At 68.3% G+C, this 26,185-nt stretch carries 18 protein-coding genes and 9 pseudogenes; 12 read left to right on the plus strand and 15 right to left on the minus strand.

Annotated features, from left to right (window positions below; all coding sequences use genetic code 11):
• The first annotated feature begins 338 nt into the window (after positions 1–338).
• Positions 339–884, plus strand: a complete 546-nt coding sequence (locus tag K9S39_RS41140; protein WP_248869207.1) for a pPIWI_RE module domain-containing protein — start codon at positions 339–341, stop codon at positions 882–884.
• 152 nt (positions 885–1,036) lie between these two features.
• Here the strand turns inward: K9S39_RS41140 and K9S39_RS41145 are convergent.
• A pseudogene (locus tag K9S39_RS41145) lies at positions 1,037–1,653 on the minus strand (transposase); the annotation flags it as partial.
• Positions 1,654–1,857: 204 nt separating this feature from the next.
• Between K9S39_RS41145 and K9S39_RS41150 the strand changes: the two are divergent.
• Positions 1,858–3,060, plus strand: coding sequence for an IS110 family RNA-guided transposase (locus K9S39_RS41150; protein WP_248862330.1), 1,203 nt, complete (start codon positions 1,858–1,860; stop codon positions 3,058–3,060).
• Between the two features lie 11 nt (positions 3,061–3,071).
• On the opposite strand, the pseudogene K9S39_RS43265 reads toward K9S39_RS41150, so the two are convergent.
• The 3 genes and pseudogenes from K9S39_RS43265 to K9S39_RS43270 form a co-directional block, all read right to left on the minus strand.
• Positions 3,072–3,538 (minus strand): annotated as a pseudogene (locus K9S39_RS43265) (helix-turn-helix domain-containing protein); the annotation flags it as partial.
• 470 nt (positions 3,539–4,008) lie between these two features.
• A complete protein-coding gene (locus K9S39_RS41165; protein WP_248868400.1) occupies positions 4,009–4,335 on the minus strand; it encodes a transposase domain-containing protein in 327 nt (108 codons plus the stop codon).
• Positions 4,336–4,418: 83 nt separating this feature from the next.
• Positions 4,419–4,505 (minus strand): annotated as a pseudogene (locus tag K9S39_RS43270) (ISAzo13-like element transposase-related protein); the annotation flags it as partial.
• A 207-nt stretch (positions 4,506–4,712) separates the two neighbouring features.
• On the opposite strand from K9S39_RS43270, the pseudogene K9S39_RS41170 reads away from it, so the two are divergent.
• From K9S39_RS41170 to K9S39_RS41190, 5 genes and pseudogenes are all read left to right on the plus strand, one after another.
• Positions 4,713–5,276, plus strand: a pseudogene (locus K9S39_RS41170) (2-oxo acid dehydrogenase subunit E2); the annotation flags it as partial.
• 84 nt (positions 5,277–5,360) lie between these two features.
• On the plus strand, positions 5,361–7,409 hold the full coding sequence (locus tag K9S39_RS41175; protein ID WP_248868401.1) for a PEP/pyruvate-binding domain-containing protein: 2,049 nt from the start codon (positions 5,361–5,363) through the stop codon (positions 7,407–7,409).
• A complete protein-coding gene (locus K9S39_RS41180; RefSeq protein ID WP_248868403.1) occupies positions 7,406–8,659 on the plus strand; it encodes an MFS transporter in 1,254 nt (417 codons plus the stop codon). Before K9S39_RS41175 ends, K9S39_RS41180 begins: the two co-directional genes overlap by 4 nt.
• On the plus strand, positions 8,656–10,038 hold the full coding sequence (locus tag K9S39_RS41185) for an ATP-grasp domain-containing protein (RefSeq protein ID WP_248868405.1): 1,383 nt from the start codon (positions 8,656–8,658) through the stop codon (positions 10,036–10,038). Before K9S39_RS41180 ends, K9S39_RS41185 begins: the two co-directional genes overlap by 4 nt.
• The gene (locus tag K9S39_RS41190) at positions 10,035–10,313 is read left to right on the plus strand and encodes a hypothetical protein (RefSeq protein ID WP_248869255.1); all 279 of its coding nucleotides are present in this window, start codon (positions 10,035–10,037) and stop codon (positions 10,311–10,313) included. The genes K9S39_RS41185 and K9S39_RS41190 overlap by 4 nt, the downstream gene beginning before the upstream one ends.
• Here the strand turns inward: K9S39_RS41190 and K9S39_RS41195 are convergent.
• The 7 genes and pseudogenes from K9S39_RS41195 to K9S39_RS41225 all read right to left on the minus strand — a co-directional run.
• A pseudogene (locus tag K9S39_RS41195) lies at positions 10,310–10,510 on the minus strand (IS630 family transposase); the annotation flags it as partial. The gene K9S39_RS41190 and the pseudogene K9S39_RS41195 overlap by 4 nt on opposite strands.
• A gap of 74 nt (positions 10,511–10,584) precedes the next feature.
• Positions 10,585–12,390: a reverse transcriptase domain-containing protein gene (locus tag K9S39_RS41200; RefSeq protein ID WP_319949533.1), complete on the minus strand. Its 1,806-nt coding sequence runs from the start codon at positions 12,388–12,390 to the stop codon at positions 10,585–10,587.
• Positions 12,391–13,062: 672 nt separating this feature from the next.
• Positions 13,063–13,170: pseudogene (locus K9S39_RS41205) on the minus strand (transposase); the annotation flags it as partial.
• A gap of 17 nt (positions 13,171–13,187) precedes the next feature.
• On the minus strand, positions 13,188–14,264 hold the full coding sequence (locus tag K9S39_RS41210) for an IS110 family transposase (RefSeq protein WP_454896523.1): 1,077 nt from the start codon (positions 14,262–14,264) through the stop codon (positions 13,188–13,190).
• A 214-nt stretch (positions 14,265–14,478) separates the two neighbouring features.
• Positions 14,479–15,102 (minus strand): annotated as a pseudogene (locus K9S39_RS41215) (IS630 family transposase); the annotation flags it as partial.
• Positions 15,011–15,361, minus strand: a complete 351-nt coding sequence (locus tag K9S39_RS41220) for a hypothetical protein (RefSeq protein ID WP_248869256.1) — start codon at positions 15,359–15,361, stop codon at positions 15,011–15,013. The gene K9S39_RS41220 and the pseudogene K9S39_RS41215, both read right to left, overlap by 92 nt.
• Positions 15,358–16,014: a hypothetical protein gene (locus K9S39_RS41225; protein WP_248868409.1), complete on the minus strand. Its 657-nt coding sequence runs from the start codon at positions 16,012–16,014 to the stop codon at positions 15,358–15,360. Before K9S39_RS41225 ends, K9S39_RS41220 begins: the two co-directional genes overlap by 4 nt.
• Positions 16,015–16,383: 369 nt before the next feature.
• On the opposite strand from K9S39_RS41225, the gene K9S39_RS41230 reads away from it, so the two are divergent.
• Positions 16,384–18,876 (plus strand): SpoIIE family protein phosphatase, encoded by a 2,493-nt coding sequence (locus K9S39_RS41230; RefSeq protein WP_248868411.1) that lies wholly within the window; start codon positions 16,384–16,386, stop codon positions 18,874–18,876.
• Between the two features lie 94 nt (positions 18,877–18,970).
• On the opposite strand, the pseudogene K9S39_RS41235 reads toward K9S39_RS41230, so the two are convergent.
• A pseudogene (locus K9S39_RS41235) lies at positions 18,971–19,318 on the minus strand (transposase); the annotation flags it as partial.
• A complete protein-coding gene (locus tag K9S39_RS41240) occupies positions 19,315–19,755 on the minus strand; it encodes a helix-turn-helix domain-containing protein (protein WP_406708110.1) in 441 nt (146 codons plus the stop codon). The pseudogene K9S39_RS41235 and the gene K9S39_RS41240, both read right to left, overlap by 4 nt.
• A 323-nt stretch (positions 19,756–20,078) precedes the next feature.
• On the opposite strand from K9S39_RS41240, the pseudogene K9S39_RS43440 reads away from it, so the two are divergent.
• Positions 20,079–21,483, plus strand: a pseudogene (locus K9S39_RS43440) (IS701 family transposase).
• Between the two features lie 29 nt (positions 21,484–21,512).
• Here the strand turns inward: K9S39_RS43440 and K9S39_RS41255 are convergent.
• Positions 21,513–21,989 (minus strand): hypothetical protein, encoded by a 477-nt coding sequence (locus tag K9S39_RS41255; protein ID WP_248868412.1) that lies wholly within the window; start codon positions 21,987–21,989, stop codon positions 21,513–21,515.
• A 23-nt stretch (positions 21,990–22,012) separates the two neighbouring features.
• Positions 22,013–23,275 (minus strand): helix-turn-helix domain-containing protein, encoded by a 1,263-nt coding sequence (locus K9S39_RS41260; RefSeq protein WP_248868414.1) that lies wholly within the window; start codon positions 23,273–23,275, stop codon positions 22,013–22,015.
• Between the two features lie 196 nt (positions 23,276–23,471).
• On the opposite strand from K9S39_RS41260, the gene K9S39_RS41265 reads away from it, so the two are divergent.
• The 3 genes from K9S39_RS41265 to K9S39_RS41275 are packed head-to-tail and all read left to right on the plus strand — an operon-like array spanning position 23,472 to position 26,006.
• Positions 23,472–23,852, plus strand: coding sequence for a DUF6415 family natural product biosynthesis protein (locus tag K9S39_RS41265; protein WP_248868416.1), 381 nt, complete (start codon positions 23,472–23,474; stop codon positions 23,850–23,852).
• Positions 23,833–25,344, plus strand: a complete 1,512-nt coding sequence (locus tag K9S39_RS41270; RefSeq protein WP_248868418.1) for a ParA family protein — start codon at positions 23,833–23,835, stop codon at positions 25,342–25,344. Before K9S39_RS41265 ends, K9S39_RS41270 begins: the two co-directional genes overlap by 20 nt.
• On the plus strand, positions 25,344–26,006 hold the full coding sequence (locus K9S39_RS41275) for a hypothetical protein (RefSeq protein ID WP_248868420.1): 663 nt from the start codon (positions 25,344–25,346) through the stop codon (positions 26,004–26,006). The genes K9S39_RS41270 and K9S39_RS41275 overlap by 1 nt, the downstream gene beginning before the upstream one ends.
• The last annotated feature ends 179 nt before the right edge of the window (positions 26,007–26,185 follow it).

Genomic DNA, 26,185 nt, shown 5'->3' on the forward strand with positions numbered 1-26,185 from the left:
TCTCCCGGGTCATTGCCGGCGCACTTCGCCTGCCACACGAGCATCTGGCCCTACCGATACGCGGCACTCATCCGTCTCATATGCGAACTCCTGGCCCTGGGCAACTCCTGGCCCTGGGCGGCAGCCCATTCAGCCGCCGCATTCAGCCCCTCCGTCACACTGGTCCGGATACCGCGAGGCCCATCCTTGATGGAGTTGAGGCCACGTCAGTGGCCAGTCGCACATTGATCGTCAGCCGTCCATTGGTCGTGCGACGTACTCTCGATAACAGGGAGGAGATGTCGTGAGGAATGGGGGTGTTGGGATATGGCAATTGGCCGGAGCAGCCTGTCGTCCTCATGCCCCACAGCTACGAGCCCCTCGACGACGAACTCACGAGCCCCGCAGTCGCGGTCACAACCCATCCAATCACTCCCAAGATCCTCGCGACGGCCGTGCGCGAATGGGAGCGGCGCGTCCGAAAGGGCGACGACGCCAACACCCTGGCCCCGCTCCTTGCAGAAGCCGAAGTCCAACACGCTCGCCTCTCCTCATTCGTCCGCGGTTCCACCGACGGACGCCCCCACGCGCCCGGCTGGTTCCACCGCGTCGCCGCATGGAACTTCGCCCAACGGCTGTCCCGAAAGCCTCTCCCCATCCCCAACGGCCCGACGAACCGCAAGGTCCGCTGGCGGATGGACACCCAGGGCAGCCTCATCAGCTGGGACCGTGTGACCAAGCGGACCACTTACTGGGCGTTTAGTCATGGGTCGTGTTGCGAAGTGAGCTTTGGGCATGACGGGTTTCTCAGCTCTTGCACCATAGGTACACCTTGGTGCTCGCCGAGGCATCAACCTGGCTGCCCGATTGCTCTACATCTCGCGCTCGAAGTCCGTCTGGTTTGAAGATGAGGCAGAAACGCCTGACAGGACGCGGAACGTCATCGTCCGCCTCATCCGCGCAGACGCTACGGCGTCAGCCAGCGGAAGCCGTACCCCAATGACCTGTCCAACGCCCGATGGGCCCTGATCGAGCCGACCTTACTGACTTCGGCTCGTCAGGGTGACGCTGGATCGTCGAGGGACAGGCCGGTTCCGGCTATGAAGCCGTCGAGGGTCTCGGGTCGGTACTGGAGGCGTTTGAGGCGGTTGCGGACGAGTGTTTCCAGGCGGTCGAGGGCGACGACAGCGAGGTTGGCCAGGCTGCGTTTGACGTGTGCCCACACCGCCTCGACGGGGTTGAGGTCGGGCGCGTAGGCGGGCAGCAGGAACACCGTCAGCCACTCGCGCTGGGCGATCAACTCCCGTATGGCGTGAGAGACATGGGTGTTCAGCCGGTCCCACACCAGCACGATCGGCGCCTTGACCAGCTGGTGCACGCCGTCGATCAGCGCGACGAAGTCGCGTTCGCTCATGCTGCGGCGCTTGCCGGCTCCCGCCCGGTGGGTGCGCAGGCGGTGGCACAGCCGGGTGCGGGACCCGGGCCGCATCGCGATCAGCCCGGCCACCGACAGCCGCCCCGAGCGCCGCCCGCTGACCGTCACGGCCGGGGTGACGCCACGCCGGCCCCACGTGCGTCCTCGGGGCGGCCGACGGGTGAAGCCTGCCTCGTCCTCGAAGCAGATGCAGCCGCCGCAGGCCGCCCGGGCTCTTCTACCTCCGCCCAGGTCGCCTCCGTAAGTTGTTGGGCGGCCCGGGAGGGCCGGGTGTGGCTCAGGTTGCCTTGCCTGTAGTGGCTCGGAAGGAGTGGCCGCCCGGCTTTCCGGGGCGCCCTGGCTGCTGATTGAGATGTGCGCGCCTTGTGCGGTCGCTGATTACGGAGATGACAGCGGGGTGTTCCTCGGGCCGACAGCATGATGTTGGAGACGAGGAGGGGCGCGTGCGCAAGGAACGGGACCGGGTCTGGGCCGGCATCGACGCCGGCAAGGCTCATCACTGGGCCGCAGTGGTCGACGAGACCGGAGCCACCTTGTGGTCGAAGAAGATCGACAACGACGAGTCTGCCATCCTGGCTGCGCTCGGCGAGATCCTGGCCCTGGCCGACGATGTCCACTGGGCGGTGGACATCTCCGGCACGGCCTCCGCGTTGCTGCTGGCCCTGCTCGCAGCTCACGGCCAGCGGGCCGTCTACGTGCCCGGCCGCACGGTCAACCGGATGTCCGGCGCCTACCGGGGCGAGGCCAAGACGGACGCCCGCGACGCCTACGTCATCGCTGAGACCGCCCGCCACCGCAACGACTTCACCGCGATCGACGTGCCGGCCCAGCTGGCCGCCGACCTCGCTTTGCTCACCGCCCACCGCTCCGACCTGGTGGCCGATCGGGTAAGGATGATCAATCGGCTGCGCGACGTGCTGACCGGCGTCTTCCCCGCGCTGGAGCGGGCTTTCGACTACTCGGCGCACAAGGGTGCGCTGGTGCTCCTGACCGGCTACCAGACTCCTGCCGCCATCCGGCGCCGCGGCCGGGCCCGGCTGACGGCCTGGCTAGCCAACCGCAGCGTCCGGAGTGCCGATACGGTCGCCGCCACCGCCCTGGAAGCCGCTCAGGCCCAGCAGACCGCGCTGCCCGGCGAGGACATCGCCGCCCAGATCGTCGCCGACTTGGCGGCGCAGATCCTGGCCTTGGACGACCGGCTCAACCGGATCGACAAACAGATTCGCGAGACCTTCCGCAGTCACCCGCAGGCCGAGATCATCGAGTCCCTGCCCGGGATGGGGCCAATACTCGGAGCGGAGTTCGTCGTGGCGGCGGGCGATATGTCTGCCTACGCGGACGCCGGGCACCTGGCCTCGGCAGCCGGGCTCGTGCCCGTTCCCCGCGACTCCGGCCGACGGACCGGCAACCTTCACCGGCCCAAGCGCTACAGCCGTCGCCTACGCCGGGTGTTCTATCTGTCGGCGCAGACCAGCATCATCCGCGACGGCCCGAACCGGGACTTCTACCTCAAGAAGCGCGGCGAGGGCTGCAAACACGTTCAAGCTGTCATCGCCCTCGCCCGACGCCGGGCCGGGGTGCTCTGGGCACTCCTGCGTGACGGACGGCTCTTCACCCCCGCCCCGCCGGTCGCGCAAGCGGCTTGACTTCGTCATTGAGACTCCTTCCACAAGGTCACGGCCTGCTCGTCGCGCTCGGCCACCCGCCGTGCGGGCACCTGCGGGCTGAATCCGAGCCGGTGCATCAGCCTGGTGGCACCCGAGACGCTGTAGGAGACGTGGAACTTCCGCCCGATCAGAGTGGCCACCCGCGCGGCCGTCCACACCTGGTCCTCCACCCAGCCATGCGCGGCCGGCCCTGCTCCAGGTACCCGGCCAGCTTCTCCAGACAGCGCGACGACAGACGGCACCGCGACCCGCTCGGACCGCGCGAGGCCAGGGCCTGCACACCGCCTTCCCGCCATATCCGGTACCACTGGTAGGCCGACTTCCGGCTCACCCGCAGCCGTTGCGCCACCTCCGGCGGCTTGACCCCCTCATCGAACAGCTCGGCCGCCTGCATGCGTACCGTCTCCCGGCGCTGACGTCCCGCAGCGGTGAGCCCGCCGCCATCCGCATACCTCACCCACCACGAAGTACAACCAACACCCCAGCCCCATCAGGGGAACCAGGAAAGATCACCCTGACGAGCCGAAGTCAGTAAGTCGGCTGCCTCCGCAACCCTGTGGTCCTCAATGGCCCGCTTCAACTCGACCAGGGTGTGATTCAAGGTGCGCCGAACAGTGGCGATTTCCATGGCCGTGCGCACCTGCCGGCCTGTCGTCCGGCGTCGGAAGTCGGTCTGCCAGGCAGAACCACCACTGAGCCGAACGCGATGCTTCGACAATGCCATTCCCCCTATCTCCACGCCGCGCACCGATCGGCACAGCGACGCAATCGCAGCCGAGCAGCTTCAGGAACGGACGCAGATTTCCGCCGGTGCTCGACAGCGAACCTCTGCATCCTTCCCAGCTGTTTGATCACTTACGCACCGAGCTGGCTTGCTCCAGTACCGCGGCCACCAGGAGTGCGGCGGTGGCAGTCTCGTACGGGTCGCTATATGCGGTGTGGTCGCTGACGTCGAACACGGCCGCCCTCGCTGTCACCGTGATCCCGGGCGCGGTACTGGTATTCTGCAAACGAGGACTTGTTGGGGATGCTCTCACTCAACTCCACACTTCCGCCGATCAGTTGCTCCGCCACGTCGTCGTAGGAGTCCTGTTGGAACAGGGCCAGGGCGAGCGTGAAGTAGACCATGAACCCGGTCGGCAGGGCACCGGGCTTCTTGTCGCGAACCCCGCATTTCTCCAGCACGTCGGCGACGAGCTCCGGGGTCACCCATCGGGTCACCACTCCCAGCCGCACATGATCGAATAACCCCACCCACGGATGCATGTAGGGCCCAACGACCGCGCTCCTTCGACGTCACCGAGAACTGCTTGCCACGCTCAAGCAACGGCATTGAACGTCCCGGGAGGCAGGTGGCAGATGGTGATCGTCAGTCCGGCCTCGGCGGCGAAGTGGGCGAGTTCGGTCTTCCAGGTGCGGGTGCGACACCGCGCTCGACGGCGCACTGCCGACCTTTGAAGACCTCGACCGTCTGCCGCTCATGTAGCACGTCCTCACCGAGACGCTGCGGGTCCATCCCCCTGCCTGGCTCATCAGCCGGGTCACTCGGGAGCCCACCGTCCTGGGCGGCTACGCACTCCCGGCGGCCGCTGACGTGTTCATCAGCATCCATGCCCTCCACCGCAATCCTGCTGAGGACCATCGCGGGGAGCGGGCCCGGCGGGCTGATCCTGCGGGCCGATGTCGAGGGACCTGCGGCGCCGACGAGGCCCGCCGTTCCAGCCGGATCCGGCGCCGCCGACATCGGTACCGTACGGATCCCGCTTCGCGGCGTGCGCAAGGCCGTGGCCGACAAGCTGGCGCTCAGCCGCCGTGAGATCCCCGACGCCACCACATGGGTGAACGTGGACGCGACCCGTCTGCTGGAGGTCAGGCGGGCCCTCGGCTCCGGTGACGGCGAACCGATTACCTTCCTCGCCCTGATGGCCCGTATTGTGGCGGTGCTGGGAGGGTACCCGGAACTCAACGCCTCCGTGGACACCGAGCGCCAAGAGATCGAGTGGCACACCGCCGTATGCCTCGGATTCGCGGCCCAGGCCGAACGCAGCCTGTTCGTGCCCGTCGTAGTGCGCCAGGTGGGCCAGTTGTCCCTCTCCTTCGACCACCGTGTCTGTGACGGAGGCGTCGCCGGTGGCTTCCTGCGACGTGTGGCCGACCTGGTGGAAGAACCGTTTGGCCTGCTCCGGCTCGTGTGACTCACAAGGATGAAAGCGAATGTTACTGAACATCATTTTCCGTCCCACCTCTTCGCCTATTTCGGTGCACGGGGGTGATTGCGCATGAGCGCCACAGATAAGTGCCCTTCCGTGACCGTCATCATCCCCGCGGGTCTGGACGTTCCACTGACCGTCCCGGCCTTCGGGCGCCTCGCCGGCAGCCTGGCCGGGATCCCCTTCGTGAAGCTCGTCGTGGACCTCGACGACGCGACGCTGCACTTCATCGACAGCACCGGCAACCCACTGCATGTGCAGTACATGGCGAAGCACATCCTCGATGTGCCGCTGGACGACCTGCTCAGCGACATCGACACCTTCAACCACGAGGTGTACGCCCGCCCCGACCGGCGCTTCTGCCTGGGAGTGCTGGCCCTGCACAGACGGCCCGGCGTCGACGGATCCGAGCCGGAGTCAGTCTTCATGTCCCTGGAGACGGTGGAGGCGGACACCATGACCGGTGACCTGCTGCTCACCTTCTACCGGCACGTGCGTGCACACATCCATCCGTCGGTGCCGCTGTTCCTCAAGCCGGCCAACCACGTCCAGGAAGGCTCCGTCGCGGACATCCCGCCCGGCGAGCTGCCTCGTGTGCCGGCCCACGAGCTGTTATCCCGGCGCACCTACGTCCCCCTCAACCCCGGCACCGCGCACGGCAGGCTCCGGGTGTTCCGATCGGCCTGCGCCTACCGCGCATCGGCGGACACCCTGCGCCCCCATGACATCGTCGTCATGCCGCGCGTGCCCGACGACATCCCCCGTCTTTCCGGGCTGATCAACGCTGAGCACACCACCCCGCTGTCGCACACCAACGTTCTTGCTACTGGGTGGAATATCCCCAACGCCATTCAGACCGACATCATCGACCGGCTCGACGAGGCGGGTCTCGACGGCGAATGGGTCAGCTACGAGGTCACCGCCACGGCCGCCGGGGTACGGGTGGAGGCGGCCGAACAGTCGGCGGCCCTGGACGGCTTGAGGCTCCGGGCCGCCGACCGCACCGTCCTCAAGCGACGCCCCGACACGGACCCTGCCCCCATCGTCGCGTTGTCGCGACTGCGCATGGGCGATCACCACCGGTACGGCACCAAGGCCGCCAACCTCGGCGAACTGTCCCACGTGATCGAGAACGGCTCCCAGCACTTGCTGGGCTTTTACCGAGTGCCCCGGCCGCCGCGCGCCGACCTGCTCGGCCACCTGAGCCGGCTCCTGGGCGTGCACGGCCCCGGCCGCGGGCCCGCCGACGAGGCGGCGCTGGCGGCCTCGGCGCAGCGTTTGATCGGCAGGCACCTGCGGGTGCCGCGCGGCATCGCGCTGCCGTTCTGGCTCCAACGGCGGTTCCTGGAGTCGTCTCCGGCCGTCGTAGGGTCGATCGACCGGCTGGTGAAGGCGCTGGAGCTCGGCACCCAGCACCTCGACGAGATCTGTGCCGAATTGCAGCACCTGATCCGCACGACCCCGATGCCGGACGACATCCGGACGCGGATCGACCGGGCCGTCGCCACCCATCTGCCGGGCGCCGACCGGCTCGTCGTGCGTAGCTCCTCCAACGCCGAAGACCTGGAGGGCTTCTCGGCGGCGGGAGTCTACGAGTCCTTTCGGTGCGCCGGCACACGCGACGCGATCGCCGACGGCGTCAGGGAGGTCTGGGCGTCCCTGATGTCCGCGCGCAGCGTGCGGCTGCGCGACCAGGCGGGCCTCCCGCTGGAGGACTGCTGCATGGGCGTCGTCGTCCAGGAGGAGGTGGCCGTACCACTGGGCGGGGTCCTGGTCACCTGCAGTCCGTTCGACGGCAGGGACTTCCGCAACGTCTACGCCAACATCTCCGCCAGCTCGGTCGCCGATGTGGTCAACGGTGTGGGGGCACCGCTCCAGCACCTGTACAACACGGTCGAAGGCGGCGGCCGCACCGTCTCGCTCGGCTCCGCCACCGCCGACCTCGACGAAGGAACCAAGCACGCCCTGGGCCGCCTGGCGCTGGTCGGCCGTCTGCTGCAGTCCCACTTTTCCCCGGATGGCCTGTACGGGACCCCCGTCGACATCGAATGGGCGCTGGACGGCGAGCGGATCCAGATGCTGCAGATACGCCCCTACGGTGCCCGGGCCGGGGCATGACCGCGACCGTCTCACCCGCCGTCCGGCGGGTCATCAGGGCCCACAACGGCTTCAAGCTCTTCACCGGCCTGCTGTGGTGGCTGCCGGTCTTCTACGTGTACCAGCGCGACAGCGGCCTGTCCGACTCCCAGATCTTCAGCATCCAGAGCATCTACTATCTGGCGTTCTGCGTCCTGGAGATCCCCACGGGCGCACTCGCCGACCGCTTCGACTACCGCCGCTTCCTCCAGTCCGGCGCCGCCCTGCTCACGGTGGCCAACCTCGTTCCCGTCCTGTGGCCGTCCTACAGCGGGTTCCTGGCCCACTTCCTGCTCGTCGCCCTCGCCAACTCCCTGGTCTCCGGGGCAGGCAGCGCCTACCTGTACGAGTACCTGCAGCGCGGCGGCGCGTCCACCGCGTACCAGCAGGCCGAGGGCAGCGGCCGCGCCTACGCCCTCACCGGCCGCATCGTGTGCCTGCCGGCCGCCGGTGTCCTCATGAAGTGGCACACCCCCAGCCCCTACCTGCTGTCAGCGGCATGCTGCGTGGTCGCCGTCCTGCTGGCGATCCGACTGCCCGCGCTGCCTCCCGGAGGCGAGGAGCCCGGCGGAGCGGGCGGACCCAGAAAGAAGTGGTCCCCGCGTGACCAACTCGCTGCGGGCCGGGTACTCTTACGTTCCCCGCAGCTCGCCATGTACATGGCACAAGGAGTCGCCGTCTTCACCCTTGTACGGATCGGTCAGGCCAATCTCTTCCAGCCCATCCTCACCGTCAAACAGCTGCCCCTGGCCGCCTTCGGCGTGGTGATGGCGGTCACGACCCTCTTCGAGCTGGCGGGGACCGCGAGGTCGAGCTGGCTGCGGCGCCTGGGCGATGTACGGGCCGTGCTGCTGCTGACGGTCGTCATGGCCCTCTCCCTCGCCCTACTGGTTCCCGCTGGGCTGATCGGCACCATCGTCTGTCTGTGTGTCTTCTCCCTGGCGTGCGGGCTGATCTTCCCGATCCAACGCCAGCTCATCAACCGGGCCATCCCCGGCTCAGAGCACCGCGCCACGCTCCTCTCCCTGGAATCGCTCATCGACCGGGCCGTCTGCGCTCTCGTCGTGCTGGCGCTCGGAAGCTACCTGTCACAGGGCGAGATGAACCTGTTCCTGGTCCATGTCGCCATCGGCACGACCCTGCTCATGGGTGGAGTGGCCCTCCTGGTCCGCCGCCACCAGTCAAGCGCTCCCCAGGAGCAGCGCACCGTCACCAAGGAGAACGTCGCATGAACAGAATCCTCTATGTCTATGCCAAGGGCGGCGCTCCCCTGGAGCACGCCTTCCCGCGCATCGCGGCCTGCGGCGAGCTGCATGTGCTCGCGCTCATGCCGCTGCCCACCGCGGCGGAGGAGCTGTGGCGCCCGCGCTGCGCGAGCATCACCGGGGCGTACGTGGAGGCTGGTTCCGGCGAGGCCATCATCCAGGAGATCATGTGCCACGCTCGACTCGTCGGCGCCGACGCAGTGGTGACGCTCTCGGAGTTCGCCGTCCTGGCGGTCGCCCACGCCGCCGACCGTCTGGGGCTGCGGGGCGCCGGCCCCGCAGCCGCCGAACGGGCGCGCGACAAGCGGCTCATGCGGGAGACCTGGGCGGCCGCCGGCGTCCCCGTTCCCGGGTTCCGACGGGTCGGATCCGAGACGGAGCTGCGCACCGCGCTGACCGAACTGACCCCACCGCTGCTGCTCAAGCCCGCCTGGAGCGCGGGCTCGATCGGCCAGCTGGTCCTGCAGACGCCCGACGACGCCGCCCTCGCGTGGAAGCAGGTCGCGCACGCCCTCGACAAGGGCCGTCAGGTGAAGATGAGCGAACTCTACGAGACGGGCGCCGACCGGGACTGGCTCGTGGAGGAGATCGTCGACGGCTCGACCGAGGGCTGGTACGACCGCTCCGGCTACGCCGATTACGTCAGCGTCGAAGGGATCGTGGCGGATGGCGTCTACCACCCGCTGTGCATCACGGCGCGTCTTCCCGCGATACCGCCGTTCAACGAGGTCGCCAGCACGACGCCCTGTGTGCTGCCGGAGTCGCTGCAGCGCAGGCTCGAGGACGCCTCTCGGCTCGCCGTGGAAGCACTGGGTCTGGGAACCTGCGGTACGCACACCGAGTTGAAGCTGTGCGCCGACGGGCGGACCGTCGTCATCGAGACGGCCGCGCGATTCGGCGGCGTGATGATCACCAAGGAGGTGGAGGAGGTGTTCGGGCTGGACCCGATCAGCATGCTCGTACGGGAACTGCTCGGTTGGCAGGTCGACTATCCGGAGCAGTTGCTCATCGAGGGAGATGGTGCCGCCGCGTCGCTGGTTGCCGTCCCCGCCGACGCCGCCGGCGTTCCCTGGCGGACCCAGCCCACCTGGTCCCCCCGGGCGGTGGACTGGTCGGACATCCTGTCACCCGACAGCGACATCGCACCGGTGGCAGCGTTCGACCCGGCGCCAGGGCGCGACGTCCCGGTGTACGACCCGGCTGCCGGAGTCGCCAACTGGCTGGGCGTCTTCATGGTCACCGCCCGTGACGCCGAAACGCTCCTGAAGGACTGTAACGCCGTACTCAACGGCCTTGAATCCGGCCTCTGCAGGGCCGGGAGTGCGGAAGCGGGGTCCGGCGCATGACCGAGGTGATGCGCACGGCCGCCCAGGCGGTCGACTTCGACTTCGAGGCGCGGCCCGGGAGCTCAAGGCCAGCGGCACGCTCCGACGCGCTCGACGCGGTTCCCGCGCTCAGTGGGAAGGCGCCGCCGCCCTCACTCCCCGTGGGGACCCATCGGCTGCTGGAGCAGACTGCTTCGCGGCTGACGGGCATCCGCACCATCCCCGACCGGCTGGTCTCGTTGGCCGACCCCGATGCCCGGCCGATCCGCAAGGGCAAGCCCCAACACCCCACCTAGTGTCCTGCGCCAGGAATTCGATCAAGATATGAGGCGAGGCGTTCGAAGATCTCGTCGGCAGTCTTGGTCCAGGTGAACGGGCGGGGGTTGGCGTTCCAGGTCTTGATCCAGGCGCGGATGTCCTTCTCCAGCGCCTTAACGGACTTGTGGACCCCGCGCTGCAGCTTCTGGCCCGTCAGCAGGGCGAACCACCGCTCGTCGGGTAGGACCGCTGCATTGCTGCAGCGGTCCCCCCTCAGAACCGGCCGTGCTCGATCTCCGAGCAACCGGCTCAAGCAAGCCCCTTGGGCTCGCGGGCGGACAGAAGCGCTGGTCTCCGGCTTGTGCCGGTGGCCAGCCGTCGATGGCAGTGGGTGTGGATCAGGCGTGGGGCGGCGGTTTTGTCCGGCTTGCCGTTGCCCGCGTCGGCGGTGATCGCGTGTTTGCGGATCGCCGTGCGGGTGACCTTGAGCCACTGTTCCCACTGTTCGGGGCTTTGCGGCTCGTGGTCGGCGTGCAGCAGCAGCCCTCCGCAGAGTGGGCAACGGCCGTCCTGCTTCTGCAACAGATGCAAGGTGCCTTTGCCCAGCGGGAGTTTGCCGCGGCGGCGCCGCTTGGCCCAGAAGTCGGCCAGGGCGGGATCGTCGGTTGACGCCCTCCCCGGCACCATCCGGTGCCGGACGATCGGCGTCCAGGCGAACTTGTAGAGGTAGAAACCGCTGGTGCGGTCCCCGAACACCCACGCGTCCTGCCTGAACGGGTTGAACATGCCGAAGTACCGGGCGGTCACCCAGCGCACCGGCTTGTTCGGGTGGGAGAACTTGGCCCACTTGTAAGCCAGTCTCCACACGTAGACGTCCAGCGAGTTGAACGCCCGCTTGGACACCCCGATCCGGTAATAGGCAGCCCACCCCTTGATGATCGGGTTGAGCTTGGCGATCACCGCGTCGGCGTTGGCCCCTCGCAGGCCCAGCACCTCGGTGGCGAGCCGTTCCCGGATCCGCCGCAGGGCCTCGTTGCTCGGCTTGGTCAGCAACTTGCCGCGATAGCGTCGGATGTTGAACCCCAGAAAGTCACAGCCTTCATCGAGGTGGACGATGCGCGTCTTGTCCTCGTTGAAGGCCAATCCCCGGGGCGCGAGCCATGCAGCCAGCCGCGCCTTGACCTGCTCAGCCTGTTCCCGTGAATGGCACAGGGCAAGGAGGTCATCGGCGTAGACGACCAGAACCGGGGAGTCGCGTGCCAGGATCGCGGCATCACTGCCGAGAGTCTGGTAGCGGACTCCAGCGGCCTTCCCCATTCCGTGCAAGGCAATGTTCAGCAGCGTGGGACTGATCACGCCACCCTGCGGAGTTCCCTCCACTGTGGGCGTGAACCAACCCTTCTCGACCACACCTGCCTTCAGCCATCCGGCAATCATTCCCCTCCCGGGGAATGAGCCCAATGACGCGAGTAGGTGATCGTGGTCGATTCGGTCGAATGCCGCTTTCAGATCGGCGTCGAGCACCCACAGGCGTTTGGCGTTCTTGCCGCTCGCCGTCGTGTGGATGGCAACGATCGCGTCATGACAGCCGCGGCCTGGACGAAAGCCATAGACTTTCGGCTCCATCCGCGCCTCCCATTCGGGTTCCAGTGCATTCAGCGTCAGAGCTTGAAGGCATCTGTCGGCGATCACGAGAATTCCGAGTGGGCGCTGTTTTCCATTCGCCTTGGCTATATACACCCGCTTGACGGGTTTGGGTTTCCACGGGGCCGCGTCATGCTGGACCCAGTCGGCCAACTCGGCCTTTCCCTGGGGCAGCAGGACGATTTTCCCGTCGATGCCCGCCGTCTTGCGGCCAGCGTTGATCTCCGTGACCCGCCGCACACTCGCGAGTGTGTTGGAGCGGGAGCGGAGCATCAGCTTCTGCAGGTTCCTGACCTTGGCCAGGTCTCCTGCCTGCGATGCCGTGAAGATGCGCTGCCGAAGCCGCCGTACGTTGTCCTCGACCTTCCGCCAGTCGATTGACGGCCAGTCGGTGATCTCGTCCTCCGGTCCGTTCGCCATGCCGGCGGCGGCCACTGCGGCGTGCGCCATCGCGGCCGTGTGTGTCGTCATGGCGTCCAACTTGCCCTTCGGTTCCGGTGTCTCCGGTCATCGTTTCTCCACAGGCTCACCAGACCCACGTCAGCACCCTTTCAGGTCGGGGCATCGGCCCCTATCCGGCCAGTTATGCGGGAGCCACCGACGGAGGTGTCGGTGCATGGTCCCCGGTTTCCTGCTGCCTTTCGGCGACCGGCATTCGCTTGCTGGGTCTTCCTGCACCCGCTGGAGAGTTGGGCCTCCCTTGCGGTTGGCTTACCAAGCCAAAACGGCATGGCCTGGACTCCATCGGGGTTGTCACGTTCCGCATGAGAGAGATGCTGCCGGGGAGGGCGCCCTCTGCACCCCGGGGACGGCGGTGCACTCCCGACTGGCCAAGTTTCTCCAGTCGGCGCCTGCCGCTTTCCAACGGCCAGTCCCTATCTCCCGCTGGAGCAACCCATCGGCGAGAGTGATCATGACGAGGCATCATCAAGGGTTCATTCGCATTCGCCCGTCCGGCATTTCCCAGCCTGTAACCCCGGATGGAACGATGGTCCTTGGGCATTTCCCCAGGCTTCGCACCCCGCGATTACTCACGACGCACGCTGGGGCGGGAACGAGCCCTGTGCACTGGCTCGGGTCCTACACCTTCGACATCAGTCGAACCTCCTTGGTGATTTCCACTCTTCTCAAGCGACTTTCGTGTCGCACGACCTGGTTGAGCCAGGACGAGTAGGTGGGGGTGAAGTGCAGGTGGAAGCGGGGGTGGGCGGCCAGCCACTTGCGGATCGTCTCGGTCTTGTGGGTGCCGTAGAAGCCCCTATGTTTCGTCAAGCCGCAGAAGAGAGTTGGCTGGTGGCCAGGGGCTGGATGTGCCGGTAGAGCTCACGGGCGACGTATCGCTTGAGGCACCGGATGATCTCACGCTTGGACATGCCCTCGGTGGTGCGTCGCTCCAGGTACTTCTGCGTGCGTTCGTCCCAGCGTGTGCGGGTCATCACGATGCGGTAGAGGGCAGCATTCGCTTGGCGGTTGCCTCCGCGGTTCAGGCGCCGCCGTTGTGTCTTGCCAGAGGACTGCTCGACCGGGCTGACGCCGCACAGGGCGGCGAAGGATGCCTCGTCAGTGATCCGATCAGGGTTGTCACCTGCGGCGATGAGGAGGACCGCGGCGCTGTCGGGCCCGACACCGACCAGGTCCAGCATCTGGGGCCGGCAGGAGCGGACGGCCCTGGCGGTGCGCCGGGTGAGCTCTTTGACCTCGTCGGACAGGTGCTGGATTCTGCGGGCGAGCAGGCGCATCGTGAAGACGGCCTCGCCCCGGTCATCGACGTCGAGGGCCGCGCAGGTGGCGACCAGCGCAGGGTTACTCAGACCTGTGAGCAGTTCGCGCAGGTCCGGGTCAATGGCCAGGAGGACGGCCTTGAGCTGGTTCAGTGCCTGGGTGCGGGCCTTGACAGCCGATTCCTTGGCCAGTCGCAGGACCCGCATGTCCGCTGCGGGGCCGTCCGCGCTCTTCGGCACGGTGGTGGCGCGTCCGGACAGCACCGCGCGGGCGGCCGCGTCCGCGTCGACGGCGTCTGTCTTGCCGCGCTTGCGCCGGGTGGCACGGTCGGGCTGGTTGACTTCGACGACGTCGATGCCCTCTCGGCGCAGGGACCGGGTGAGCGCGGTTCCGTAGGATCCGGTGCACTCGACACCCGCCCGGTGCAGGACGCCGAACGACCGTGCCCAGGCCAGCAGTTGGCGATATCCAACGGCGGTTGCCGGGAACTCCTGGTGAGCGAGCGAGGCGCCCAGGGTAGTGATGACAGCGGCAACATGGATGTCCTTGTGGGTGTCCACCCCCAGGATCACCTCCTCGGCCGCGTCCGGGACTCGCTGCGCGGGCAGCGTCGGCTGGGGCATGCTGGTGACGGTCACGAGGCTCCTTGGACTGGGTCTGGTGGCTGACACCGGTCCGGTGGGCGGTCAGAACTGTGACGGTACTTTGTGCGGCAAAGCCCCTATCGGGACACGTTCACCGGGCCGGCGGCAGTACGCACCGCAGGGGGCCAGAGCCGACAGTTCTACACCAAGGCACTGCGGCCAGTTGTCGCACGGGTCAGGCTCCGGCCCCCTGCGGCACACCATGATCCTCACAGTTGTCACAGACGAGGTGGACGTCCAGGCCGGCGGGGACTTCCTTGTCGAGCTTGGTGAGGAACTTCTTGAACTCTGTTGCCCGATGGCGGCGGTGGAGGGCGCCGATGACCTCGCCGGTGGCCATATCCAGGGCGGCGAACAGCGTGGTGACGCCGTTGCGGAGGTAGTCGTGGGTGCGGCGTTCGGGCATGTCCGGCATCATCGGCAACACCGGTGCAGACCGGTCCAGTGCCTGGATGTGGCTCTTCTCGTCGACGCACAGGACCAGGGCGCTCTCCGGCGGGTCCAGGTACAGCCCCACCACGTCGCGGACTTTGTCGATGAACTGCGGGTCGTTGCTGAGCTTGAAGGTGTCCACCTGGTGCGGCTTGAGGCCGAAGGCCTTCCAGATCCGGCCGACGGTGGACTTCGACAGTCCACTCTCGGTGGCCATCGATGCCCTTGACCAGTGGGTGGCATCTTTCGGGGTCTGTTCCAATGTAGCGACGACCACCTCCTCGACCTGCTCGTCAGTGATCTTCCGCGGAGCGCCCGGTCGGGGCTCGTCCACCAGCCCTGCCATCCGACGTTCCAGGAAACGCCTCCGCCATCTGCCCACGGTCTGCGGCCAGATGCCGGGACGGGCATCCGGAGCGGTCCCGCATCCAGCTGGCACCGGACCCGGAATCCCCGGAGAGCGTGGCCTCCTCCCAGTCCTCCAGCGCCCACGTGCGGGGCTGTCCGTCCCGGTCGCCCGGTGCGGCGCCGGGGATGCGTAGACGGCTGGTCCGCCAGCCACGGGAGCACAGGGCAGCGTCGAGCGCTGCGGACAGGTCACCGCCGTCGTCCAGCAGCAGGGCCTTAGCGTTTCTGTAGGTCACGCAAGGGGAGTTGGTGACCATGTTGTGGCGGCGTAGAGGCCGGGGCCGAGCTTGTGGATGAGTCCGCTGGCGGCCCAGCGGTTCAGTTGTCTGTACATGGTTTCCAGGGTGACGTCGCCGAAGTGAGCCGCGATGTCGCGGGGTTGCCAGAGGCGGGTGGGGTCTTCCTGGAGCAGTGTCAGGATGCGGTGTCGGCGGCGCTTGCCGGGGGCGGTGTGCCGATCATCCCGGGAGGCGGTCGGCAGTGCGGGCAGCGGATCGGAGGGTTCGAGGATGGTGACGTCGAGGTCGGTGACGGTGCGGCTGGCATCGGGTCGGCCGTCGTCGCGTCGCCCGCTGTAGCGGGAGATCGGTGTTTTGACCTTGCGGGTGCTCACCCGCTGCCGCCGGGGCGGGAGCAGGCCGGACAGGATCTGGCGTCCGATGAGACCGACCGGTTCGACGGTCGTGGTGACGACGTCGGCGGCCTGGATGACCTGGTCACGGGCGGTCTGGAAGGCGATGGTGAAGCCGCAGCGGTCGGGGTCGGTGCCGGGGACGGACTCGGCGGCGTCGACCATGACGGTCCGCAGTGCTTGGTAGAGCGTGAGGAGCGACCACACCTCCTGCTCGATGCCGATGGGGTCGCCCGAGCGCAACAGGCGTCCGTTCATGATCGTGTGTCGGAGTGCGTAATACGCCGATTCGTGCTCCTCGTACGTCTGGGCGGCCTGGGGCCGAACACCGCGGACGTACCCATGCCGGGCGGGAGGTGTGTGCGACGCCACTCGAATGATGCGGTGCCGGCCCCGGCCGGCGGGCGAGGTGCCGCCCCGTGACACTTTGCCCGGCCGGTCCCCGCCCTGTCATCACCCGATTGGCGGCCCGGTCACGCCCTGCTCCGCGGAGGCGACGGAAAGCGAGGTCGGGCCCCGGGGCCGATACTGGGGTGAGCATCGCGGGTACTGCCATCGGACCACGGCGGGGAGTCACCCCGGGCGGCCGTGTGGTGTCGCCCGCTCGGCAGGCACAAGGTGGTGGTGATGGACGCATCGCTGTCGACGTTCAGCGAGGGGCCGGAGGATCCCTTCGCCGTGCGTCGCGCAGCCTCGGTGGTCCTCGATCCTCGGGGGCGTGTCGTCGGGTGGAGCGAGCGGGCCGAGGAGATGCTCGGCTATGCGCCCGAGGAGGTGCTCGGCCGGGCGGCGGACGACGTCCTGATGGACTTCGAGGACCGTGGTGTCGTCCTGGCGGCGGTGTCGGCCTGCCTGCGTGACCAGGGGTGGTTCGGCATCGTGCCGGTGCGGCACCGGGCGGGTCATCGGGTGGAGATGGGGTGCCGTGCCCGGGTTGTCCTGCGGCCCGATGCCGGCTACGAGTGGTACGTCGTCGCTGCGCCGGCGCAGGAGGTGATCCAGTGGGAAACCGATCGGTCGCTCCTGGACGGGCTGTTCCGCCGCTCCCCGATCGGGCTGGCCGTTCACGCTCCGGACCTGAGGATTCTGCGGGTGAACCGGGCGATGGCGAAGTTCAGCGGGGTCCCGACCGAGCTCCACCGTGGCCTGCGCGTCCGCGACTTCCTCTTCGAGGCCGACGCGGAGACGGTGGAGGCCCGGCTGCGGCAGGTGCTGGAGTCGGGGAAGTCCTTGATCTTCGCCGAGCAGCCTGTCCGTATTCTCTCGGCCCCCGGCCAGGAGCTGGTCGCGTCGTCGTCGACGTTCCGGATGCAGGATTCGGCCGGCCGGGTCCTTGGCGTGGCGCAGACGGTCGAGGATGTGACCGACCGCGTGCAGGCCCGTCGTCGCCTGGCGCTGCTCAACGAGGCCAGCGCCCGCATCGGGACCACGCTGGACGTGGCGACCACCGCCCGTGAACTGGCCGAGGTGGCCGTGCCCGACCTGGCCGACTATGTGTCCGTGGACCTGCTGGATCCGGTGAACCGTGGCGAGGAGCCGGTTCCGGGGACGCACGGAGAGATGCGCAGAATGGCGATGCGCGGCATCTCACCGGAGGCGTCGGAGGTGATGTATCCGGTGGGCGAGATGATTCCCTTCCCGCCTCAGGCTCCGCACCTCCGGTGCCTGGCCGAGCGCCGACCGGTCTTCGAAACGTACCGGGCCAGCCAACTTCCCTGGCTGGCCGAGGACCGCGAGCGGGCCGAGCGCGTGCTCAGCGAGGGGCTCCACTCCCTGATGGTGGTGCCGCTGGCCGCGCGCGGGCTGGTGCTGGGCACGATCGGCCTGTGGCGGTCGCGACGGCTGGAGTCGTTCGAGGATGACGACCTCACCCTCGCGGAGGAATTCGCCTCCCGCGCCGCGCTGTGCATCGACAACGCCCGCCGCTACACCCAGCAGCATCAGGCGGCGCTCACCCTCCAGCACAGCCTGCTCCCCGCGGAGGTCCCCGGACACCCGGCGGCCGAGGTCGCCCACCGCTACCGGCCGGCCGACCCGGCCGCGGGCGTCGGCGGCGACTGGTTCGACGTCATTCCGCTCTCCGGTCTCCGCGTCGCCCTCGTCGTCGGAGACGTGGTCGGCCACGGCACCCACGCCGCCGTCACCATGGGGCGGCTGCGCACCGCCGTCCACACGCTGGCCAACCTCGACCTCGCGCCGGACGAGATACTCGCCCACCTCGACGCCCTCGTGGACCGCCTGGCCGTCGAGCAGGAGGCGACCGGTACGCCCTCCCCGCAGCTGATCGGTGCGACCTGCCTCTACGCGGTCTACGACCCGGTTTCCCGCCGCTGCACCATGGCCCGTGCGAGCCATATGCCGCCCGTGGTGGTCACCCCGGACGGACAGGTGAGCATCCCCGACGTCCCCGCGGGCCCGCCGCTCGGCCTGGGCGGCCTGCCGTTCGAGAGCGCGGAGCTGGAACTGGCGGAGGGCAGCCTCCTGGCCCTCTACACCGACGGCCTCGTCGAAAGCCGTCGGCAGGACCTCGACGACGGGTTGGCGCGGCTGCGTGCGGCGCTGACCGCGCCCGCCCGCACGCTGGAGGAGACCTGCACGGCGGTCGAGGAAGCGATGCTCCCCGAACGTCCGGCCGACGATGTCGCCTTGCTCATCGCCCGCACTCGCGCCCTGGCGGCGGAGAAGGTGGCCACCTGGGAGCTGTCCGCGGAGCCGACCATCGCCGCCGAGGCACGTAACCTGACCACGCGTCAGCTCACCGCATGGCAGCTGGACGAGATGGCCGTCACCACCGAACTCATCGTCAGCGAACTCGTCACCAACGCCTACCGCTATGCCGAGGGACCGATAACCCTGCGACTCATCCGTCACCGCGACCTCATCTGCGAAGTCTCCGACAGCAGCAGCACCGCCCCGCACATGCGCCGGGCCCGCACCATGGACGAGGGCGGCCGTGGCCTTTTCCTGGTCGCCCAACTCGCCCAGCGCTGGGGCACCCGGTACGTCCGCGACGGCAAGACCATCTGGGCGGAACAGCCGTTGCGGATGACTGGGCCGCAGAGGGACGGCCCGGCGCGGGGGGTGTCCGACCCCAGATCCATGGTCTGGCACGGGCGTTGAGCTGTCGGGTGGCCACGGCCGTGGCCTGGGTGATGTCGTCGGGATTGGCGAAGGACCGCCCGGCCAGGGCGGTCTTGCGGAAGATCCGCCACCAGCCTTCTTGCAGGTTGAGCCAGCAGGCGCCGACGGGGATGAAGGCGTGTCGGATGCGGGGGTGATCCTCCAGCCAGGTCCGGGTGGACAGGCTGTTGTGGGAGGAACGGTTGTCGGTGACGATCCAGATCTGTCCGGTGGGGTTGGCGTCCTCTACCTGTTGCAGGAACTCCTGGTAGAAGGCGCTGTTGCGGGAGGGGGCGGTCATGGTGATCTCGTGTCCGTCCGTCACACGCAGACCGCCGTAGACCCAGGTCTTCTCCGGCCCGCGGCTGTAGTCGATCTCATTCTTGATCCGGTGCCCATCCGGCGACCAGCCTGGTGCGGGCGGGAAGGCGCGCGGGATCACCGGCCCCAGTTCGTCGGCGCATACGACCGTCGCGCCGTCGGGCGGGTCGCTGTAGAGGCCGATGATCCGCGTCCTTTTCCCGCGAAGTCCGGGTCCTTCGAGCGGGTCCAGGAGCGGGTGCGGCGCCAGCGCACTCCCTCGGCCAGCAGGATCCTGCGTACCTGGGAGCGGCCGACCTCGATCCCCAGCCGCCTCGCCGCGGCGGCCAGCGCATCCAGCGTCCACTCCGACGGCCCCGACTCCTCGGCCGCCCACAGGTCCCCGCCAGGCTGCACCTCCAGCCTCCCGGGCGGCACCTGCTTGACCAGGGCGATGATCCGCGACCGTTCGGCCTCGGTGATCCGTCGCCTGCGGCCCTGGCCGCCCAGATCTTCCAGCCCGCCAGACCCGTGCGGTTGAAGCGGTGCAGCCAGCGCCGCACTGTCTTCTGGCTGCAACTGAGCTCGTCCGCGATCGTCGGCACCCGTTGCCCAGCCCAGCTCAGCTCAGCTCGATCATCCGGGTCCGCATCACCAGATCCCGGGGCGCCTTGCGGGCCCGGGCCAGTCGACGGACGATTGCCTGCTAGTACTCGTCACGGCTTGGCCGTGCCCGTAACACCATCATCCAGCACCCGCCCCCGAGCATTCGCAACCACCCCGCCACCAGGACATATACCCAGCGAAAGAGGAATCCAGCACTAGCGGTGGTTTGTTGACGGCGGTTCGGGTCGGTAGTAGGCCAGTTGGTGGGAACTCCGCTCGCTGTCCCGGGGGTTGTGATGACCAAGCGTGTGCCGTGTCCGCCCGCGCCGGGGCCGTTGGAAGCCTATGCCGCCCGCTTCGATGACCTGTTTTCCACGTTGGCACAGCGCCGGGGGTTCCGCGAGTACCTCGCTGGACTGCTGCTGCCGAGGGACCGGAACAAGACGCTGACCTGCCTGGCCGGTACGGAGCCGGTGGCCGGTGCCCAGCACCGGGCGGTCCAGCGGCTGCAGTTCTTCCTGTCCGAGTCGACCTGGGACCACGAGAAGGTCAACGCCCGCCGTGTGGAGCTGCTGCTGGCCGATCCAGCCACGGCCACGCACTCGGGCGGGGTGCTGGTGATCGATGATTCCGGTGACCGCAAGGACGGGAGTGCGACCGCGCACGTCGGCAAGCAGTACCTGGGCTCGGTCGGGAAGATCGACCGTGGCGTCGTCACCGTGACCACTTGCTGGGCGGACGAGCGCGTCTACTACCCCCTGCACGCTGTGCCCTATACCCCCGCCCACCACTTCCCGAAGGGGAAGAACGACCCCGACTTCCCGCACGAAACTCCAGATCGGAGCCGACCTGGCCCGGAAGGCGAAGGAGTCGGGGGTGTCTTTGCGGGCGGTGGCCGCCGACTGTGCCTACGGCGACCAGGACGCCTTCCGCGGGGAACTGTCGGCCGCAGGGCTGCCGTTCGTGATGGCGCTCAAACCCCGGCGGGGAGCCTGGGCCTACGGCGACGAGGCGTACACGCCCGTCGACGCCGCCCGCGACCTGGCCTGGCACGGACCGGACCGCCCCGGCGACTGGACGGCGGTGACCCGCACCTTCCGCGACGGGCACACCACTACGTGGTGGGCCGCCGACGCGCAGCTGGGCTGGTGGGGTCCGCACGGCACCACCCGGCTGGTGATCGCCACCACCGACCCGGCCACGCTGCCCGCGCAGTCCACCTGGTACCTGGCCACCAACCTGCCCCGGCCGGGATCGACACGCGAGAGGGGCAGCTGTCACCCGGCCGCCGATCTCACCGAAGTCGTGCGGATCTACGGACTGCGGCACTGGGTCGAGCAGAGCTACAAGCAGGTCAAGGACGAGCTCGGATGGGCTGACTTCCAGGTCCGCTCCGATGTCGCCATCCGCCGCCACCAGACCCTCGTCACCTGCGCGTTCAGCTTCTGCTGGGACACCTGGTTCACCCCACCCCCACCCGTCGCCCATGAGGCGGAGCCGGCTCCTGGCCGGCCAGAGAGGGGGCACCCCACCGCCCCACCAGCCCCAGCCGGCCTGCTGGCCCCACGCCATCCGGGCCGTCCGTGGCTGGCTGACGCCCTGGGCCACGCTGCAACGCTACTGGCGGGCATGGTCAACGAAACCCCCTCCCACCGCACTCCAGTCCCTGATCAACGCCGTCGGCACAGGCAGACCACTTGACCTCTACTGCCCGGTCTAACAAACCACCGCTAGTCGCGGGTGGCACCTTCCGGCCAGAGCACGCGGGCAGTGACGCCGTTACGTTCGGCATAGGCGACGACATCGGCCGTCCCGCCGTAGCCACGGGCGGGCTGCCCATCCCACACCGCGACCAGCTCGTCCACCAAGCCGACGAGAATCTCGCTGCCAGCCATGTGAGCCTCCGAGGTCGACTCGTCGAGCCCGGTCCGGTGCACCTCGGCGGCGCGCTGCAGCAGCTCGTCATACGTGGCGTGGTGCCATGCCGGGAGACCCTCCCGGTACGAGCTGGCGGGGATGACGACCTCGATGCGGCCGCCGTGATCCAGGACCGCCTGCGCGAACCACGAATCCGGCCCGTCCGCGATGCAGGAGACCCCCACGAGATCATCCGGGCGATGCCGCTGCACCTCCCGCTGCAGGGCCGCGCGAACGAGCTTCTCGGACTGTTCAGGCAGTCCACGATGCCCCGTGATCCCCAGTCGCATCGTCTGTTCCTTCCACTTGTTGCTCACAGATAGACGCCGTGCAGCCGCTCGTCGAGGTCCCGCACGACCTTCGGCGGCGTTGCCGATGTGTACGCGCGGCGCAGTGCACGAGCCCGCTCCACGATCCTGCCGGATCGGTAACGCAGGCCAGTCTCGACTGCGCGCGTCGCCAAGGCGAACGCGCCGTCGAGCCGCCCAGCGGCCATGTGACCGGACGCCACGTCGAGTATTAGGAGCGCCCGCTGTTTGTCGTGTCTCGAAGACAGCACAGCCCCTGCGGCATCCTGTGCCCCGAATACCCAGTTCGGCAGGCCGAGTCGGGCACCGCAGGACAGGCGGCACGCGGCCACCTTGCTCTCGCTGAAGGTGAACACCCAGGGCCACGGCGGCGGCTCCTCGATCGCGATCCGCTCTGCGCTGCGTTCTGCGCCGGCGAGCGCCGTGTCTGCGGCGCCGGAGTCACCGGCCGCCGCGTGGGCGAGCGCTTCGACCGTGCACAGCCATGCCTCGGCAATGGCGGGGCGACCGTCGCCGAGCTGCCTGCGCGCCGCCCGCACAAGGTCAAGCCCTTGTGCAGCATTCCCGGCGTGTGCCTCGAACTGGGCCAGGCTGCCCAGCTGGTAGGCCGCCAGAAGCGGGTCAGCGGCGCGGCGGGCGGTCTTGATGGCGTTGCCGTACCAAGTCCGGGCGGAGCCGTAGTCGCCCATGTCCCAGGCCAGCCACCCGGCCAGGCTCGCCGCTTCGCTGCCGACGGCGGCCAACCTGGCGCGCTGGTCCTCGTGTTCGGTCTCGCTGGCGATGGTCTGGGTCAGGCGGAGGTGCGCGAGCACGGGCTCGGTCAGGTGCCGGGAAGGGGTCGAGCCGTCCATGCGGCGGAAGGCGGACGTGGCCAGGCGCAGCGTGGCGGCCTGGCCGTCGCCCGAGTGCCCGTGATGCGCGGGGAGTGCCGCGAGCGCCGGTGCGGTGGCGACTGCGGCCGCGCCTGCGAGGAAGTTGCGCCGTTCCACTTCTGTTCCGTCCACGTGCGTGGCGTGTGCCGCTGTGTGATCGGCGAGTCCGACCAGCCGCGGGGGGATGTGTAAGTGCGTGGCGGCTCTCGCCAGGAGTGTCATGTTGTAGGTGGCGGTCCCGTGGCTTTCCATCCGGGAGACCGCGGACTGGCTGATCCCGCACGCTTCGCCCAGCTGCTTCTGCGAGACGCCGGCCGCGGTACGGGCGAGGTTCACCACCCGACCGTAGTCACCGGCCCGTGAAGCATCCCGGATCGCCTGCGCGGACCAGTTCATCGATGTGATCCCCCCTGACTCGGTCGTACATGGCCCCAGGCGCTTCTGGTGCACCGGTATGCGCGCTGCGCATGCCCGTATGCGATAGCCGGGTCAACGTTGGCCTCCCCAGCATGACGCGCGGTTTGGTCATCGCACTACCCGCCGTCGAGAAGCGGATACCGAGTGTTAGACGGTCCGCGGGGAGGTTACGACCGTGACAACCACGGAACAGCCCAGGGCAGCCGAGATGGCCGACAACATCGACGTGGACCGCATCGCCCTGACGATCGACCACGCACTGGCCGAGCGGCGGGTCCTTCCTCCGTACGAGGAGCTGACCGACCTGGAGCAGCTGCTTCGCCGACACATCCAGCTGCTCCTGCCGGTCGTGCAGGAACGCACCAACGGCATGGACCGGGGTAGCGCGGCGTGGTACGAGCGCCAGGCCGCCCTGGACAGCGTGCGTCATCTGGTCGACCGCGGTATGGGGAATGGCTTGATGTCCGCCACGGTCCACGTCCAGGAGTTGGGGCGCGCCTGCCGCTTCCTCCTGGACTACTACCGGGAGGTGCCCCGTGGCGCTTCTACCGCCTGATCTCGAAGAGCTTCGCTCCCGCTTACCGGCCGTCGACTCGCTGCCGGTCAAGGGCTTCCCGAAGCAGAGCACCGCGGTTCGGAGGCTGCGGACTGTCCAGCACCTCTACGAACGTGCTGGGGTTCTCGCTCACATCGGGTTCGCCCCGGATGAGGGCTACGCGCTGACCGACAAGACCAGTCCCCACGGTGTCCATGAGCTGATGATGATCTCTGCCGGACGCAGCCACCGGCCCGGCCTGCACGATCATTCCCCCGCCTTCGCGGGGGCCCTCGGAGTCATCGCGTCCTGCTTCGCCGCACACTGTGCCGAGCGCGACCTGTCCCCGGCCGTCTCGTGGAGCTACGACCCCGCCACCCGCGACCGCGAGTCCATCCAGGGCGAGAAGCGCTTCCACGCCCACCTGATCGGGCGCACCGCCGGCGAACGGGCCTGGGTCGCGGAACACGCCCAGCCCGCGGGGAGCCTGAGCCCGATGCGCCGGCGCCGCATCGCTGAGGAGGCCTCCGTACTCGGGGCGCTGCTGGCCGCCGACTGCATCGACCCCGACGCCTTGCGGGTCCTCATCCCGGTGCCCGCACTGTCCAGCCCGGCCGCGACCACCTCCGCCGTATTCACGCTTCCCGGGGGCTGGGAGGAGTTCACCGCGCCCGGCCTGTACGAAGACCTCGTGTACGTGCACCGCAAGCTGACGCGCATCTACGATGAGATCATCCGGGCCTGCACCCTGGGCGTCTCCGGAATCTGGAAACGCCCCGCCGTCGACCCCGGCCGGGTGGACGAGGTACGGCTTCCCTTGACCGTGCCCACCCGCGACGCCCTCGCCCACTACTTCGCCGCACTGCGCCCCGGCGTGCTCGATGGGATCCAGGGAGCCGGCGCCTGCGGCCGCCAGGCGGTCACGCACGTCTACCCCCTCGCGGGGCTCGCCTACGCCGTCACCTTCACCCAGGCCGGCAACCGGCTGCACGCCCACGTCCGCGCCAACGTGTTCTCCGACCTCGGCGGCGCCGCGGTCTTCATCGACAGCCCGCCGGAGAACCCGAACCTCCTCATCATGTGCCTGGCTGCGGCTCGATGGCTCGTCACGCCGGTGAAGAGTGACGGCGCCTCACTCGAGGACGGCCTCAAGGACATCGCCCGGAGCTTCAGCATGGTGAAGGCGCAGATCAACCCCATGCTGACTCTGCTGGGCGTCGTACACTTCTCCTCCCCGCGCAACGCAAGGGGCATCCACAAGGAAGTCGACGAGCGAGCCAAGAAGATCCTCGGCAAGGTCTCGCACACGTTCCAGAATGTGATCGGCCAGTCGGAAAAGACCGCCGAGCTTGCCCGTCGGCCTGGCTACTTCTGCCCTGTCCACGAGCTGCATGAGCGCCGGCTGCAGGGAGACCGCACGATCCCGGAGGCAGCCTCTGCGCTGGCCCAGGATCACGACGCCCTGACCATTGAGATCTTCGAACGAGCCCAGATGCTGAGGAGCGCTACCTGATGGCGAAGAGCAAGGACGCCGCAACCAATCCTTCGGACGGGAACGAGGAGTCCCTGGAGGACGCGTTCTCAGGCGGAGCATCGGATGCAAGCAGTGAGGGAGGGGTCTTCGGCGCCTGGCAGGGCGGGGGAGTGGCAGCACCTGCTCCTACTGTGCCCGCGCCTGCCCCTGCGCCGGCCGCCGCGGCCAGCACTCCCGCTGTCAGTCCTGTGGTGACTGAGACTCAGCAAACGGTCACCGCGGACGGGCGTGAGCCCTTCCGTAAGCCGGTCGGGTTCCGTGTGTCGGTGGGTGTCGCCAAGCGCTTGGAACGTTTCCGCAAGGACAAGAACCTCACAGTGACCGAGGTCGTCATGCTGATGGCTGACAAGTCCGTGGCGGTCATGGAGGAGATGCTGAAGTACGCGGTTCAGGGGCCCAAGGTGCAGACGTCTCTGTTCGCGCCGCAAGGTGTCGCGGGTCCTCCGAAGGGGACGGGATCGGAGCAGCGTCAGTGGGCTCCTCGTCCTGAGGACCGCCAGGTAATGGCTCAGTTGGTGGAGATATCTGGGCTGGCGAACGAGTCGTCTTACATCGCGGCTCCCTCAACTACTGCCTTCCTGAGAAGCCCTGCAAGAAGGATTGAACTGACGCGAAGCATGATGTGCGGGGCCTGTACGTGAGCTGGTCCAGGTCCCGCAGGGTTTCTCGTACGGCGTCGCCGTACTGCCAAAACTCCGTCAGTTTGCCCCTAATTGTCGCTTCGCGCATACCGTCTGACCTGCGAAAACTCCTCTGGCGCGCAAACAGCAGCGCGTCGGAGTCATCGCCCAGCGGCGATGTGAAAGCCGCTCAGAAGGGC

The sequence above is a fragment of the Streptomyces halobius genome (genome assembly GCF_023277745.1).
Classification (GTDB): domain Bacteria; phylum Actinomycetota; class Actinomycetes; order Streptomycetales; family Streptomycetaceae; genus Streptomyces; species Streptomyces halobius.

Excerpts from the sequence above, each read along its gene's own strand:
- K9S39_RS41140 (WP_248869207.1), top strand. The coding sequence starts at position 339 with ATGCCCCACAGCTACGAGCCCCTCGACGACGAACTCACGAGCCCCGCA.
- K9S39_RS41175 (WP_248868401.1), top strand. The coding sequence starts at position 5,361 with ATGAGCGCCACAGATAAGTGCCCTTCCGTGACCGTCATCATCCCCGCG.
- K9S39_RS41180 (WP_248868403.1), top strand. The coding sequence starts at position 7,406 with ATGACCGCGACCGTCTCACCCGCCGTCCGGCGGGTCATCAGGGCCCAC.
- K9S39_RS41185 (WP_248868405.1), top strand. The coding sequence starts at position 8,656 with ATGAACAGAATCCTCTATGTCTATGCCAAGGGCGGCGCTCCCCTGGAG.
- K9S39_RS41190 (WP_248869255.1), top strand. The coding sequence starts at position 10,035 with ATGACCGAGGTGATGCGCACGGCCGCCCAGGCGGTCGACTTCGACTTC.
- K9S39_RS41200 (WP_319949533.1), bottom strand. The coding sequence starts at position 12,390 with ATGACGACACACACGGCCGCGATGGCGCACGCCGCAGTGGCCGCCGCC.
- K9S39_RS41210 (WP_454896523.1), bottom strand. The coding sequence starts at position 14,264 with ATGCCCCAGCCGACGCTGCCCGCGCAGCGAGTCCCGGACGCGGCCGAG.
- K9S39_RS41225 (WP_248868409.1), bottom strand. The coding sequence starts at position 16,014 with ATGAACGGACGCCTGTTGCGCTCGGGCGACCCCATCGGCATCGAGCAG.
- K9S39_RS41230 (WP_248868411.1), top strand. The coding sequence starts at position 16,384 with ATGGACGCATCGCTGTCGACGTTCAGCGAGGGGCCGGAGGATCCCTTC.
- K9S39_RS41255 (WP_248868412.1), bottom strand. The coding sequence starts at position 21,989 with ATGCGACTGGGGATCACGGGGCATCGTGGACTGCCTGAACAGTCCGAG.
- K9S39_RS41260 (WP_248868414.1), bottom strand. The coding sequence starts at position 23,275 with ATGAACTGGTCCGCGCAGGCGATCCGGGATGCTTCACGGGCCGGTGAC.
- K9S39_RS41275 (WP_248868420.1), top strand. The coding sequence starts at position 25,344 with ATGGCGAAGAGCAAGGACGCCGCAACCAATCCTTCGGACGGGAACGAG.